This window comes from Rhizorhabdus sp. GW822-FHT03C02, from assembly GCF_058801765.1.
Window position 1 is genome coordinate 542,784 of record NZ_JBXANN010000001.1, and the last position, 14,532, is coordinate 557,315.

The following is a 14,532-nucleotide window of genomic DNA, read 5'->3' on the forward strand; positions in this document are numbered from 1 at the left end:
GGCCGCCCAAGGAAGAGGCGCGACATTTCCGCGGACGAGACATTATCGCGCTTAACTGTTGGCGCGCCATCTTGGGCGGCCCCGGCCTCCGCCGGGGCGACGGATATGGGGAGCCGCTCTCAGCCATGCACGGGCTCCGCCCGCTTTGTCATCGTCGCTCGGCCCTGCTCGATCGTCACGATCGCGTCGGCGAGTTCGGCGAGCGCGGGCTTGTGGGTGATGACGATGATCGTCGATTGCGGGAGCGTCTGGCGCAGACGGGTCGCGATCAGCTGTTCGGTGGCGCCGTCGAGCGCCGAGGTCGGCTCGTCGAGGATCAGCACGCTGGGCCGGCGCAGGAAGGCGCGCGCGAGCGCGATCCGCTGGCGTTCGCCGGCCGACAATTGCAGCCCGCGCTCGCCGGCGCGGGTCGCATAGCCCGCCGGCAGCCGCGTGATCAGCGCGTCGAGCCCGGCGGCGTGCGCGGCGGCCTCGATCTGCGCCTGGTCGGCTTCGGGCATGGCGAAGGCGATGTTGGCGGCGATGCTGTCGTTGAACAGGAAGGGTGACTGGTCGACCAGGATCATGTCGCGCCGCAGTTCGGCCAGGCGCAGCATGCGGATATCGCGGCCGTCGACCAGCACCCGGCCCTGGTCGGGGTCGAAATAGCGGACCATCAGGTCGGCCATCGTCGACTTGCCGACCCCGCTCGGCCCCAGGATCGCGCAGAACATGCCCTGTTCGATCTCGAGGTCGACATCGATCAGCACCGCGTCGCGATCGTGGCGCAGCGACACGCCCTCGAAGCGGATCGTGCCGCCGACCCGGTCGACCGCGACCGCATCGGCGCGGTCGGTCACCTCGGCGGGTGTGTCGAACAGTTCGAAGATCCGGCCGAGCGACACCCGTGCCGAGGTCAGCCCCGAGGTCAGCCCGAGCAACGTCTGGATCGGTCCGAGCAGCCGCATATGATAGGCCATGAAGGCTACCAGCGTGCCGATCGTCATGCCGCCGTCGATGATCATCGATCCGCCGTAGAGCATCACTGCGGCGGTCGCAGCCGCCATGATCGATCCGGGGATCGCGCCGGTCATGAACGAGGCGATCTGCATCCGCAGCATCGATCCGATGAAGCCGTCATTGCGCGCGCGGAAGCGTTCGACCTCATGTTCGCCCGCACCGAGCGAGGTCACCACCCGCATGCCGAGCACGGTGTCGACCAGCAGGCTGCCCATGTCGGCGCCGCGCTCGCGCATCTCGCGGGTCAGCAAGGTGAGCTTGCGCTGATAATGGCTGAAGGTCAGCAGGCAGGCAGGCACCAGCACGACGCTGACCAGGAACAGCCGCCAGTTGAGCCACACCATCATCGCGACGCTGCCGAGGAAGAACAGGACGTTGCTCAGCACCGACAGCAGCGAATCCGCGGTGACCCGCTGGACCTCGCTGACGTCGTTGTTGAGCCGCGACATCAGGTCGCCGAGCCGGAAGCTGGCGTAGAAGCGCGGCGACAGTGTCTGGAGATGACGCAGCAGCGCGACCCGGATGTCGAACAGCATTGCCGCCGACAGCGACACATAGCGATAGCTGGCGAGGATGTTGAGCGCGAAGCCCGCGACCGTCGCCACCACCATCGCGACCGCGACCCAGACCAGCTTGGTCATGTCGTGACGCAGCAGCGCCTCGTCGATCATCAGCTTCGACAGGTAAGGTTGCGCCAGCCCGACCGCGGTCGACACCAGGCTGATCGCCAGCACGAGCACGAGGCCGCCGAGATAGGGCCGCAGATAGGCGCCGAGCCGGCGATAGGTACGCCATTCGGCGATCTCGGCGGAGGCGGGCGGGGCGTTCATGGCCTTAGATCCTCCCCATCTGCGATGGGGAGGATTTCGACGGCGGCGCTCATATCGCCACCAGATCGAAGCCGACGAGGCGGTAGCGGGGTTCGGGCATCGCGCCGAGCCGGTCGGTGCACCAGCGATGGCCGTCGACCAGGGCGGCATGCGCGTCGCGCCACCAGGGGGCATCGCCGCCGGTGGCGTAAAATTGCGCACAGAGCATCAGGTGGCGTCGCATCGCCGCGAGCAGCATCGATTCATAATGGACGAGCAGCGCCTGGGCATCGCCGCCGCGGGCGATCGCGACGATCACCGCCGCGGCGAGGATCGCCTCGCGCACCGCCTGGGCGGTGCCGTCGCCGCAGATCGGATCGAAGCCGATCGCGGCGCTGCCGCAGGCGAGCCAGGCGTCGCCGCGGATCGGGATCTGGAGCCGCGGGCAGGCATCGAAACCGGCATGTGGCGCATCGGTCAAGGCGATGCGCGACGCGAGATGGCGGCTCGCGGTGAGCAGGGCCTCGACGGTGCCGCCGACCGCGATCAGCCAGGCTTGATCGGCGCCGACCGGGATCAGGAACAGCCAGCCGGCAGGCAGCGCCTCGATCCAGCAGCTCACGCGGTCGGCGGGATCGCGCAGCCGCACCGGCACGGTGATCGCCGGACGGCTGCCGAAGCGCCGGAGCTCGCCTTCGGGCAGCGGCGGGGCGCTGTGGATGACGAAATCGGCGGGACCATCGTCATCGCTGCCGGTCTCCTGGCCGATCCGTGCGAGCAGTTCGGTCTCCGAGACGGTGATCGCGCGATGCTCGACCGCGGCGATGTCGCCGCCGGGACCCCAGGCGACCTGGCGATGGGTGACGCGGGGCAGGTCGGCGAGCAGGTCGGGGCGGCCGAACAGGTCGCGGATCAGCGCCAGCGCGGGGTCGCTGAGCAGGATCGCCGGCAGCGGGGCGCGGCCGACCGGATCGACCGTCGCGTCGATCCCGGCGGCGCGCAGCAGGTGGAGGCAGCAGGCGGTGGCGATGCCGCCGCCGCGGATCCGCACGCGGGGCTGTGCCGCCGCGTGGGACCGTGCTTCGCCATGATAGTGGATGGCGTTCACCGCGCGGCCGTCCGGGCACGCGCGGCGTCGCCGCGGCCGCGGTTCACTCGGCGACGATCAGGCCCGCGCCGGTGACGTCGTTGTTCAGATCCCATTTCTTCTCGAACTTGAGCGTCTTGGCGTCATAGGATTCCATGTCGAAGCTGGCGCCATAGATATAGAGCTTCTTGCCGTTGCCCGACATGCCGAAAGAGAAGCGCGTCTTGCAAGAGAACTCGGCCTTGTCGACGACGACGCTCTTGACCATGTCGAAATGCCAGAATTCGCAGCGCTTGTTGCCGAGCGTCCCGTTGGTGACGACGGTGTAGGCGTCCTTGCCGTCGGGGGTGACCTGCAGCCCCGCCATCGACGCCGGCGCCGGGCCGATCGGGGTGAAGGCGAACTGGCGGGTGGCGAGATCGAAGCGGGCGACCCCGAACACCTTGTTGTGGATGTAGGGATCGGCGGCGTTGAACAGCGAGACGTAGCGGCCGGGCTCGCCGATCGAATCGAGGGTGCCGCCGAAGCCGACATTCTCCATGCCGGTGCCCTCGGGCTTGGCCAGGTCCATCCGCTGGACGACCTTGAAGTCGGTGGTGTCGAGCACGACGACCTTGTCGCGGAACTGGTAGAGGAACTTGCCGTCCTCCGACACCATCAGCAGGCTGCGATAGCCGCCGCCGGCCGAATTGGCATTCTCGTCCTCGGGATCGATGTCGACCAGCTTGGCGATCTTCTTTTCCTGAAGGTCGATCACCGCATATTTGGGCTTGCTGATCTGGTAGCGGTCGGCTTCCTTGTCGATCTGCATCAGCACCGTGTAGAAATAGCGGCCGGTCGGGTCGGGCACGCCGCCGTTGAAGCGATAGCGCGTCGTCGCGGTGTTGAGGGTGATCGAATTGAGCACCTTGCGGGTCGCGACGTCGATCACCTCGATCCCGCCATGGGTGATGGTGGTGACGTAGAGCTTCTTCTTGTCGGTCGACAGCCGCATGCTGGTCGGCAGGCCGTCGAGCGGGATCCGCTCGGTGATCGCGCTGCGGGCTTCGTTGAACAGGATCAGCGAATTGGGATAGGCACCCATGAACAAGGTCGATCCCTGCGCGGGGGCAAGGCCGCCGGCCGTGCTGGCGACGGTGGCGGCGAGGAAGGCGAGGAGACCCAGGCGAGGCTTCGTCATGAGGCGGTTTCCGTTCGGAGCGTGGTGCGGACCGGCCGAGCCGGCCCGCGAGCATCGGTCTTTTGCCGGGCCGGGACCCGACGGCAGGATCAGGGGAAGATGATGTCGAGGCTGCGCCAGTCCTTGGTGGCGGTGGCGCAGTTGCTCGCCCAGTCGGGCGAGTTGTTGACATGGTCGGGCACCTGCGCGGGCCAGAAACAGGTCACATAGCAGTCGTAGATGTCGCGCTCGACCGGCTGGCACAGCCCCGCCGTACCGCCGCCCGCATCGACTTCCCAGCCGGGCGAGAAGGACAAAGTGCAGCCCATCGGCACATGCGGGCGCGGGCCCGACGGTGCCTGCTGAAGGGCGACGACGTCATCCTCGGTCGCATCGGGGTTCGCCTCGAGCGCGGCGACGGCTTCGTCCATGGCGGCGACGATCGTCTCGATCCGCCGCGCTTTCTTGTTGATAGGCCGAAGATGTTTCATGCCAGCCCCTTCCGTTCGGCAAATCGTTCGAGAAATTCGGGATTATGCGCGCTGATCGCGCCGTAGATCTTCAGGCAGGTGTCGGTCCACTCGCGGATCCAGTCGCAATAATGAAGGTTTGCATGGCCAGTGTCGCCATAGCGGACGAACGCCTCATGATGGCAACCGCCGGCGCACAGCGGGCGCGCCCAGCAGGTCGAGCATTCATATTTGGATTCGACATGGCCGCGGGTCAGGAAGTCGCTCTGCTTCTCCAGATCGATCCCGGTCGAGATATGGCCGAGCGTATGGGTGTCGGCATCGGTGAAGCGGTGGCAGGGCGAGATGTCGCCGGCCGGACCGACCCCGACCAGGCCGATCCCGGCGCCGCACGGATGCGACTTGTTGACCCCCTGGATCAGCTCGCTGATCGTCTCGCTGACGTTCGAGAAGCCGTGCATCTCGCCGCGCAGCGCATAAGCGAGCCACTCCTTGGCGAGCAGGTGGAACTGGCCGAGCACCGAGTCCATGCCGGCATCGTCGATGGAATAATCATGGGTGCCCTCGCTGGTGACCGGCGCGAAGCCGACCTCCGCGAAGCCGAGATCATCCTTGAGATGGCGGTAGATGCGGATCACGTCGGTGACGCCGTCGGTCAGCGTCACCCGCGCGGTGATCGCGCGGGTCTTGTGGTTGGCGATCAGCGCGCGCAGCCGCGGTTCGATCACCGCATAGCTGCCCTTGCCACTCTTGTAGACGCGGCGCTTGTCCTGCAGCTCGGCCGGGCCGTCCATGCTGACGGTGACGCCGATCGCATTGTCGGAGAGGAAGCTGATGATCTCGGTGGTCAGCAGCGTGGCGTTGGTGGTCAGGCTGAAATCGATCGACCGGCCCTGCTCGGCGACCTGCGCGCGGGCATAGATCACCACTTCGCGCAGCAGCTTGAAGTTCATCAGCGTCTCGCCGCCGAAGAAGGTGATGTGCACCGACTTGCGGCCGCGCGACTGCTCGAGCAGGAAATCGACCGAGGCCTTCGCCGTGTCGATGTCCATATATTTGGGCTTGCCGGCCGGGGTGGCGATCTTGTCGGCGCCGAATTCGTAGCAATAGGTGCACGACAGGTTGCACTGGTTGGTGATGTTGAGCACCAGCGAACTGAGCGGGAAGTCGGCCGGCGGGTTCTCGATCGGTGCAGGCAGCGCCTTGCCGGTGACGAGCACCTTGGCGTTGCGCAGTTCGTCGAACAGCGTCTTGGCCTCTTCGGGGCTATAGCCCCCTATGACCAGCTCCTGGACCAGATCGGTCTGGCCCATTTCGCCGGTGCCGAGCCGGTCGATCAGCCGCCACGAAATCTCGTCGAGCTCGAACACCGCGCCGGCGGGCACCAGATAGATGAAGCGGCGCTCGGCGGACTCGAAGGCGTGAAACTCGCCCAGCCGATATTTATGCGGGATCATCGCGGTCATTGGCCGACCTCCGGCTGGTCCCACCGGAGATAGGTGGGCACGGTGACGACAAGATAGGAGCGACCCGAGAGCGGCTTGCCGAACTTGTCCTTTTCGGTTTTCGACGTGGCGACCACCCAGACCTCGCCATAATTGTTGCGGCCGAAGCGGCGGGCGGGGTTGGGACCGTCCGAAGCCGGCGTGAACAAGGCGGTCGGGCTCAGCGTACCGACGAACTTCTTGTCGTCGTCATTATAGACCGACATGAACTCTTCGATGTTCCAGGTCACGTCCATCGGCCCGATGCGGACATCGTCCGGGGTGTTGGCCTTGCCGTCGGGACCGAATTCATAGCCGATCGCCTCGAACTGGCCGAAGCCCTTCGGATGGGTCGGGCTGCCGAGCCGGGTCAGCGAGGTCTCGGGGGTCACCTTGATGAAATCGGCCTTGTGATAGACCGGGAAGGCGTTTTCGAGCACCGCGCCCTGGATGCCGATATCGTGCGGACCCGAGCTGGCGGTCGGGGCGACGTCGATCGACGCGACCACCTCATGCGCATTGTGCGAGACGATCTTCGTCACCGTCACGCCGGTGCCGAGATCGAGATCGGCGGGAGCGATCGCGGACGGCAGATTGTCGCCATAGATCTTCAGCGCGACATCCTTCGATCCGGCCTTCACCGCATAGGGCATCGCGCTCAGGATCGTCGGCGCGGCCGACGCGCGGGTCAGCTTCACATCGAAGCCGAATTCCTGATATTCGCCCCAGAACCAGCGGCCTTCGGCGGTGCGCTGATCGGGCGCGAACCACATCACCTCGCGCGCCTCGCGGCGCAGATCGTCGGGCTTCGCATCCTTGCCCGCGCCGCCGGCCGAACGGCCGCGCCAGGCATAGCCGGCATAGACCAGCCCCGACCCGCTGCGCTTGAGCGTGCTGCCGTCGGCGAGCGATTCGAGGGTGATGCTGGTCTTGAACTCGTCGTCGGCGCCGCCGCGTTCGACGACCATCTCGCCGACATATTTGCCCTTGCCCGGCATCGCCGCCGACACCAGCCATTTGCCGGCGAGGCGCGGCGCGCGGATGCGCGACTGCCAGGCCGCCCATTCGGCGGTGTGGAGCGGTGCGGTCTTGCTGATATAGTCGAGCGCGAGCTGGCCCTGGGTGACCGGTGGGGCCTCGCGGCCGCCGGGTGCGGCCGCCGGCGCGACGCCGCCGGGCAGGTCGGCGGTTGCCGCCGGACGGCGGAACTGGACGTCGGCCTGCGAATAGAGTGCGACATGGAGATTCTGGAGCAGCTTCCAGTCGGCCTTCGAGCGCCGCCACGACAGGGGCTGGGCGAAGGCATGGCACGCCGCGCAGCCGCCGCGGATCGAGTCATTGGGAATATTGGTCTCGTCGATGATGCGATGCTCGGGCAGGTACATCACCGGCTTCGCCTCCTCGGGGGCGAGACCATGCCAGGTCGCGAGATATTTGACGACCGACTTCGCTTCGGTCGGGGTGATCTCGAGCCCGTTCTGGCGGACCATCCGCTTGATCGCCTGCGACCAGCCCTCGGGCGTGGTGCGGATCCACGAGATGCGCGACAGATTGCCCTTGGCGTCGGGCGTGTGACAGGCGCCGCACTTGGCGATCACCAGATCGTCGGTGACGGGGATACCGGCTTCGGTCTCCTCGAGGCCGGTCTTCTGTTCGCCGACCTGGCTGGCGACGGCTTGCGCGAGAAGGATCGAAGCGGATGCGACGACCGACATTGAAACCCACCGGACAGGAACTCGTATCACCTGCCAACTCCCCAATAATCGTCGAGCCGCGGCTCGCACCCCGTTCACGCCAAAGCTTCGTACAGCGGGCGATCAGGCGCACGCGCGCTCTGATCGACGACTGCCACATCCGCTCCCGATGACTTTTCTGGATTTTGCTAAATTGACGCGACCTACGGGCCGAAAGGGCTGTGGGCCGCTGTGCGGCTCGCCCCGTCCGACACTTGTGATCTTGGACATGCGTCAAGTTTGAATCAAGCCATCATTTTCAGATTTTCATTTTTTTCGCGCAGCGGGGAGGGGGTATATGACGTATTGTCGCATCGCCGTGCTTCGGGCTTTTGCAGTTGCTCAATCGGCGTGCACAAGATCCGCCGGAATGCCCGGATAAGCGGCAAGAACCGGGCCCAGCGCCTCGACCAGCGGCCCGAGCTGCGACTCGTAATGCCGCCATTGATCGATCCCGTCGGCGAAGATCGGCCGGCGGACCTGTTCGGAACTGGCGGTGCGCACCGCGCGGTCGTTCTTGTGGAACTCGAGGCAGGCCTGCTCGAACGGCAGGCCGAGATGGGCGAGCAGTCGGCGAATCTCGGCTTCGGTGTTACCGACCATGTCCTCATAGAACACGCGGTGGACCGCGCCCGGGTCAGCGGCGTCATAGCCGGCCATCAATGCGGTATAATCGCGGTAATAGCGGCCGATGTCGGTCAGGTCGTAGGAGAAGGTCTGCCCGCGCGCGAAATGCTGCTTCCAGCCCGAGAAGCAGCAGGACAGCGGATGGCGTCGGGCATCGACGATCCTGGCGTTCGGCAGGATCAGCCGGATCAGGCCGACATGCTGCCAGTTGTTGGGCATCTTGTCGATGAACAGCGGCCGGTCGGTGCGGCGATGGACGCGGGTGCGCTCGATATATTCCTCGCCCAGCCTCAGCCGGTCGGCAGGGGTCAGCGAGGTTATCATCGTGCGGAAATCGGTGAATTCGCCCTCGTCGACCCGCGATTGCAGGCGGCTGGCGATCATCATCATCTCCGGCAGTTCCATTGTCCCTTCGACCCGGCTGTGGCTCGAGAGGATCTGCTCGACCAGGGTCGAGCCCGATCGCGGCAGGCCGACGATGAAGATCGGATCGGGCGCCGGGCAGCCGCCTTCGCCGCGTTCGGCGATGAAGGCGGCGGTGAAGCAGCGCGCGGTGGCTGCGGCCTCGGCGGAGAAATCGTCGGCATCGTGCCGCACCATCGTCCGGCGCAGGCGGTTGCCCTGGTCATAATGGTCGAAGGACGCGTCATGGTCCTTCGCGTCCTCATGCGCTTTGCCCAGCGAGAAATGGAGGTGGAAGATGTCCTCCTGCCGGTTCGCCGCATCGGGGGCGAGCGATGCAAGTGCCTGTTCCATAGCGGCAATATCGTCGGTACCGAGCCTGACCGTCTTGAGGTTGGCGAGGCTCCACCAGGCTTCGCCCATCGCCGGCTGCAGCGCCACCGCCCGGCGATAGGCGTGGATAGCATCGGCCTGTCGGCCCAGCGTCTTCAGCACATGGCCGAGATTCTGCCAGAGCTGCGGCTGGTCGGGCTGGTCCGTCAGCAGCCTTTCATAGATGGCCCGCGCGCGCTCCTGCTCGCCCAGCCGCACCAGCACCGACGCCTTGATCAGGTCGTGGCCGGGACTTTTCAGCGGCGACGCGCCCAGCGTCTCGGCATGGTCGAGCGCCTCGGGCAGCCGATTCCCCTGGAGCAGCAGGCGGATCAGGAAGTCGCGCGCCAGGTCGAAGCCGGGTGCGCGTTCGACCGCGCGCTCGACCAGCGCCAGCGCCTCGGTCATGTCGCCGCGGCGCCAGGCGATCTCGCCGAGCATCCGCAAGGTCGGCGGATCGTCGGCGAGCCGCAGCAGCCGCGCCTCGAGCATCGCCTCGCTGTCGTCGAGCCGGCCTTCGTTCATCGCCACCGCCGCCTCGAGCAGGTCGCGGTCGCGTGACGAGGCATGCACGCCGGACAGGTCGGCGCGCCACGCGTCCTGGTTGCGGCGGGCCTTACGCAATTCGCTGGCGAGCAGGAACCAGCCGCCGGCCACCGCGGGCTGCTGCTGCGTCAAGTTTTCGAGCGCGGCGATCGCCCGTCTTCCGTCGTCCGATTCACTTGCGGCCTGCGCCAGTTCCCACAGCACGGCGGGGACACGCGGCTGGTGGCGAGCAAGGGCGGAAAGGCGCTGCAGTGCAGCTTTGGGTTTGCCCAGCCGCCGCAGCGCCTGGCAGGCGAGCAGTTCCGCGGGCGGCAGTCCGCGCAGCTGTCCGAGAATGGCCTCGGCCTGGGCCAGCGCCCGATCGGGATGTGAATCGAGCATGGCGGTGGCCTGCGCCAGCGCGGTTTCGACGGCACCCCTTGCCGCGGTGGCGGAGCCGATACCCATAAGCCCTCTTTCTTGTGCGACTGCTCACAAAGCTATGTCGAATATCGGTCCCCGTCGAGGGCGGCCCGTCACAAAAGATAAAAAAACCCGTAATGATACGCTTGACTCCGCCGCCATGGATGGCACTATCCAATCTAGGACGGTCGTTCTGATTGCTGCGTAAGCGAACCGGACCATAAAAATAATCATGTTCAGCCCGCCTTAGCCGGCGGTGACCCTGAAGGACGTGTCCTTCGGGCAGGGGGTTTCGTCTGTCGTCGATCCAGGGAGGACGGCGTGCGGGCGATACGAGCGACGACAATATGACCGACAAGGCATGAGACCCGGCAGCCGGGCGATTTCGCGGGAGAGGACAACGACGCAACGCGCACAAGCGTAAGGGGGTATACCGATGGCCTTTCATCTTCGTTCGCGAGGAGCCCGCAAGATCTGCGCGCTCGGGGCGAGCACATTCCTTACTCCGCTGATTCTCGCCGCACCGGCCTTCGCGCAGACGGCGGCGCCTGCCGCTGCCGCGGACACCGTGGCCACGACCCAGCCCGCCGAAGATTCCGGCCTCGGCGAAATCGTCGTCACCGCGACCCGCAGCGCACAGAGCATCCAGAAGGTGCCGATCTCGATGCAGGCGCTCGACATGACCAAGCTCGAGCAGCGCCAGGTCAAGGGCTTGTCCGACTTCGCCGCGCTGCTGCCGTCGGTGTCGATCGCCGGCATCGGCCCGGGCCGCAGCACCGCCTATTTCCGCGGTATCGTCCCCGCCGGCGGCAACTATGCCTCGGTCGGCTACTATCTCGACGATATCCCGATCACCGGCACCGGCGTTCCCGATATCCATGTCTATGACGTCGAGCGCGTCGAGGCGCTGGCGGGGCCGCAGGGCACGCTGTACGGTGCCGGGTCGCTGGCGGGCACGATCCGCTTCATCAGCAACAAGCCCAAGCTCGACAAGACCGAATTCGGCTATGACCTCGAGGGCAATAAATATGGCGACGGCGATTTCGGCGGCCAGTTCCAGTCTTTCGCCAATATCCCGGTAGGCGAGACGCTCGCGGTCCGCGCCATGGGCTATTACCGGCGCGACGGCGGCTATATCGACAACACCCCGAACAACGGCAAGTTCAACGACGGCAGCTCGTCGACCCTCAATCTCGGCGACAATAATCCGGCGACCTCCTATACGCTCAACAACGCGGCGATCGCCAAGGACGACTATAACACGATCAAGGAATATGGCGGACGCTTCCAGGCGCTGTGGGAACCGTTCGACGACTGGACGGTCACCCCGGAGATTACCGCGCAGCGGCAGATCTCCAATGGCTATTTCGGCTATGATCCCCGGGTCGGCGACCTCGAGGTCCACGACTATGACAAGACCCGTCAGGACGACAAATGGTATCAGGCGGCGCTGAGCGTCCATGGCCATATCGGCGACTGGGATATCGCGTCGGCGACCGGCTATTTCAGCCGCAAGACCAATCTGCGTAACGACTATACCTATTACACCGTCACCTATGACGGTTTTGGCGCGGGCTATGAAAATTATCTGCAGTTCTTCGACAAGAGCGGATGCACCGGATCGGGCGCCACGCTGAAGTGCAGCAAGCTGATCGATCCGACTCAATATTATCACGCGACCCAATATCGCAAGAAGTTCACCCAGGAACTTCGCCTGACTACCCCGAAGGACTGGCCGTTCGACGTTACGCTCGGCGGATTCTACCAGCGGCAGAAGCAGGAGAGCAACACCTACTACGCGATCCACGGCCTCGATCAGATCGCCGGCTACACCATGTCGGGCGGCGGCGACAGCAATCCGGCGGGCTTCGGCATTCCGGTGTCGCAGGGCGGTACGATGATCGTCGGTTCGCCGGCGGTGAAGCAGGACGGCTTCTATATCACCGAGCAGGATCAGCTCTATCATGACGAGGCGATCTTCGCCGAAGGCCATTACAACATCACGCCGAGCCTGAAGCTCACCGGCGGTATCCGCTATTTCTGGACCGATTTCGCGGTCAAGGGCTTCGCCGGCGTCGCCGGTTCGGCGGCGAACACCGTTACCTCGCTCTATGTGCCGACCGGGACCTATGGCTGTCCGCTGCCGCTGCCGGCCAAGCGCCTCCAGTGCCTCAACACCAACTTCGCCGCGGCCGACGAGGTCGGGCGCTACAAGGAAAATGGCGAGACCCACAAGGTCGTGCTCAGCTGGCAGTTCGATCCGTCGAAGAACATCTATGCCAACTATTCGACCGGCTTCCGGCCAGGCGGCTTCAATCGGCCGCTGCGTATCCGTAGCGTCGTCAACGGCGTCGCGGTGTCCAAGGTCGCGACGGTTCCGGCGTATGATTCCGAAAAGCTCACCAATTTCGAAATCGGCGTGAAGACCACCTGGAATAACATCTTCCGTTTCAACGCCTCGATCTATCTCGAGAAGTGGGACAATATCCAGTATAGCGTGGTGGTCGCAGGCGCACAGGGCGCGGGCATCACCGGCAATGCCGGCAAGGCCGAAGTCAAGGGCATCGAATATGATGCCGAACTGAAGCTCGGCAAGGTCACCATCGCGACGACGGGCGCCTATAACGATGCCGCACTCAAGGGGAACTTCTGCAACTTCGCGTTCGATGCGGCGACGTCGTCAATCTCGCAGCTGAAGAGCTGCACCGCCGGTGCGTTCGTCGCCAACGTCAATCCGCCGACCCCGCAGGTCGCCGCCGCCGACGGCACCCGCCTGCCGCGCCAGCCCAAGTTCAAGGGCACGACCTCGATCCGCTACGACACCGAGATGGGCAGCTACAATGCCTATATCCAGGGCGCGGCGCTCTACCAGACCGGCGCCACCCAGGATCTCAACGTTGCGAACAACGCGTTGCTGGGCAACACCAAGGGCTTCGTCAGCTTCGATTTCTCGGCCGGCGTCAAGAAGGACAACTGGAACATCACCCTGTTCCTGCAGAACGCCTTCGACAAGCGCGGCGAGCTGACCAAGAACACCTTCTGCTCGATCGCCTTCTGTTCGGGATCGTCGCGGACCTTCACGATCAAGCCGCAATTCTTCGGCGTGCGCTTCAGCCAGCGTTTCGATTGATCTGACGGTTTGAAACAGGACCGGTCACGTCCGGCGCATGTGCGCGCCGGCCGTGACCGGTTTGGTTTTGCGCTCTCTGCTCTACAGGCCGGTCGCGCTGGTGCAGTTGCTCTTCGGTGGGAAGCGACTGTCGGTGGTCGGCGACTGGAAGTCCTTGCTGCGTGCCGCGAACATCGCGGTGCGCGAGAAATCGGTCGGCAGCGACAGCCATTTGAACGGCACGCTGGTGAAGATCGGCTGATATTTATACGTCACCTGGACGTGGAACAGGATCTCGCCGAGCAGCACCTTGCGGCTGTTGGGCAGGGTTGCGGTGGTCGTGGTGCGCGCGCAGCCGACCAACGGCGTCACGACATAGCTGCCGTCGAAGCGCTGCCACAGCATGCCGTTTTCGACCGTGCCGTCATTGTTGGTGTCGACGCCCTTGATCGCGGTGATCACCACCCGGCCATAATTGCGCAGGTTGAATGGCTTGGCGGTGAGGTCGATCGCGCTGAACAGGTCGTAGATCTGCGCCTCGCTGACCCCGATACTGCCTTCGCCGCTCTGGGCGACGAGGTCGGCGGTCATCGTCGCCAGCCGCTGCACCCGGTTGTTGGCGAACACATAGTTGGTGAACTCGATGCCGGTGAGCACGAAGCCGAGGAACAAGGGCAGCATCAGCGCGAATTCGAGCAGCGCGAGGCCGCTCCTATCGTCAGCCAGCGCGCAAAGGGAACGCCGCATCAACTGCTCGCCTTCTGCACGACCGCCTCGTTGCGCACGACCGTGGTCGCCGACAGCGGGATCGAGGTGGTGAAGCCCATGATCCGCGCGATCGGGGTGAACAATATCCGCTTGGGGAAACGCGCGGTATAGCCGACGACGTCGCCTGGCCCGCCCAGCGTGCTGCCCGAGATCGCGACCGCATCGTCCCACTGGCCGTTCTGGTTGCGGTCGACATAGGGCTCTCCGAGATCGTAGCGGCCATTGCCGTTGGAATCGGTGTAGGTCTCGGGCGAGGCGCTGTTGAAATCCTTGTAGACCGTCGTCGTGATCTGGATCGTCTGGCCGGTGGCGAGCGGGAAGGGGGCCATCGCCTTGGTGATCGCGTCGCGCATGATCTGGGTGCGCTGTGCCTCCCCCGTCTCGAGCGAGGCGGTCGCCTGGCGCGAGGCCTCGACCACCGCGCCGTCGAGCATCATCCGCGCGAACATCATATGGCCGATTTCCATCGATCCGCAGATCAGGAACAGCACCACGGGTGCGACCAGCGCGAATTCGACGATCGTCACGCCGCGAAGGTCGCGGGCCAGGGAAGGGAGGCCCATCC

The 14,532-nt window shown here is 65.2% G+C and carries 10 protein-coding genes; 1 reads left to right on the plus strand and 9 read right to left on the minus strand.

Annotation, left to right across the window (positions count from 1 at the left end):
- Positions 1-119: 119 nt before the first annotated feature.
- The 7 genes from AC1RM6_RS02485 to AC1RM6_RS02515 all read right to left on the minus strand — a co-directional run bounded on the left by AC1RM6_RS02485 (position 120) and on the right by AC1RM6_RS02515 (position 10,135).
- The gene (locus AC1RM6_RS02485) at positions 120-1,829 is read right to left on the minus strand and encodes an ABC transporter ATP-binding protein (RefSeq protein ID WP_493098009.1); all 1,710 of its coding nucleotides are present in this window, start codon (positions 1,827-1,829) and stop codon (positions 120-122) included.
- Positions 1,830-1,878: 49 nt separating this feature from the next.
- On the minus strand, positions 1,879-2,916 hold the full coding sequence (locus AC1RM6_RS02490; protein ID WP_493098010.1) for a hypothetical protein: 1,038 nt from the start codon (positions 2,914-2,916) through the stop codon (positions 1,879-1,881).
- A 43-nt stretch (positions 2,917-2,959) separates the two neighbouring features.
- The gene (locus tag AC1RM6_RS02495) at positions 2,960-4,075 is read right to left on the minus strand and encodes a YncE family protein (protein WP_493098011.1); all 1,116 of its coding nucleotides are present in this window, start codon (positions 4,073-4,075) and stop codon (positions 2,960-2,962) included.
- Positions 4,076-4,164: 89 nt separating this feature from the next.
- Positions 4,165-4,545 carry a quinohemoprotein amine dehydrogenase subunit gamma gene (gene qhpC / locus AC1RM6_RS02500; RefSeq protein WP_493098012.1) on the minus strand — a complete coding sequence of 127 codons (381 nt, stop codon included), beginning with the start codon at positions 4,543-4,545 and terminating at the stop codon, positions 4,165-4,167.
- Complete coding sequence (gene peaB / locus AC1RM6_RS02505; RefSeq protein WP_493098013.1) at positions 4,542-5,990, minus strand: quinohemoprotein amine dehydrogenase maturation protein; 1,449 nt, start codon at positions 5,988-5,990, stop codon at positions 4,542-4,544. The genes qhpC and peaB overlap by 4 nt, the downstream gene beginning before the upstream one ends.
- A complete protein-coding gene (gene peaA, locus AC1RM6_RS02510) occupies positions 5,987-7,723 on the minus strand; it encodes a quinohemoprotein amine dehydrogenase subunit alpha (RefSeq protein ID WP_493098014.1) in 1,737 nt (578 codons plus the stop codon). Before peaA ends, peaB begins: the two co-directional genes overlap by 4 nt.
- Before the next feature lie 360 nt (positions 7,724-8,083).
- Complete coding sequence (locus tag AC1RM6_RS02515) at positions 8,084-10,135, minus strand: tetratricopeptide repeat-containing sulfotransferase family protein (RefSeq protein WP_493098015.1); 2,052 nt, start codon at positions 10,133-10,135, stop codon at positions 8,084-8,086.
- Between the two features lie 391 nt (positions 10,136-10,526).
- On the opposite strand from AC1RM6_RS02515, the gene AC1RM6_RS02520 reads away from it, so the two are divergent.
- Positions 10,527-13,220 carry a TonB-dependent receptor gene (locus AC1RM6_RS02520; RefSeq protein ID WP_493098016.1) on the plus strand — a complete coding sequence of 898 codons (2,694 nt, stop codon included), beginning with the start codon at positions 10,527-10,529 and terminating at the stop codon, positions 13,218-13,220.
- An 81-nt stretch (positions 13,221-13,301) separates the two neighbouring features.
- Here AC1RM6_RS02520 and AC1RM6_RS02525 read toward each other — a convergent pair whose 3' ends face one another.
- A complete protein-coding gene (locus AC1RM6_RS02525) occupies positions 13,302-13,946 on the minus strand; it encodes a TadE/TadG family type IV pilus assembly protein (protein ID WP_493098017.1) in 645 nt (214 codons plus the stop codon).
- Positions 13,946-14,530 carry a TadE/TadG family type IV pilus assembly protein gene (locus AC1RM6_RS02530; protein ID WP_493098018.1) on the minus strand — a complete coding sequence of 195 codons (585 nt, stop codon included), beginning with the start codon at positions 14,528-14,530 and terminating at the stop codon, positions 13,946-13,948. The genes AC1RM6_RS02525 and AC1RM6_RS02530 overlap by 1 nt, the downstream gene beginning before the upstream one ends.
- Positions 14,531-14,532 lie beyond the last annotated feature (2 nt).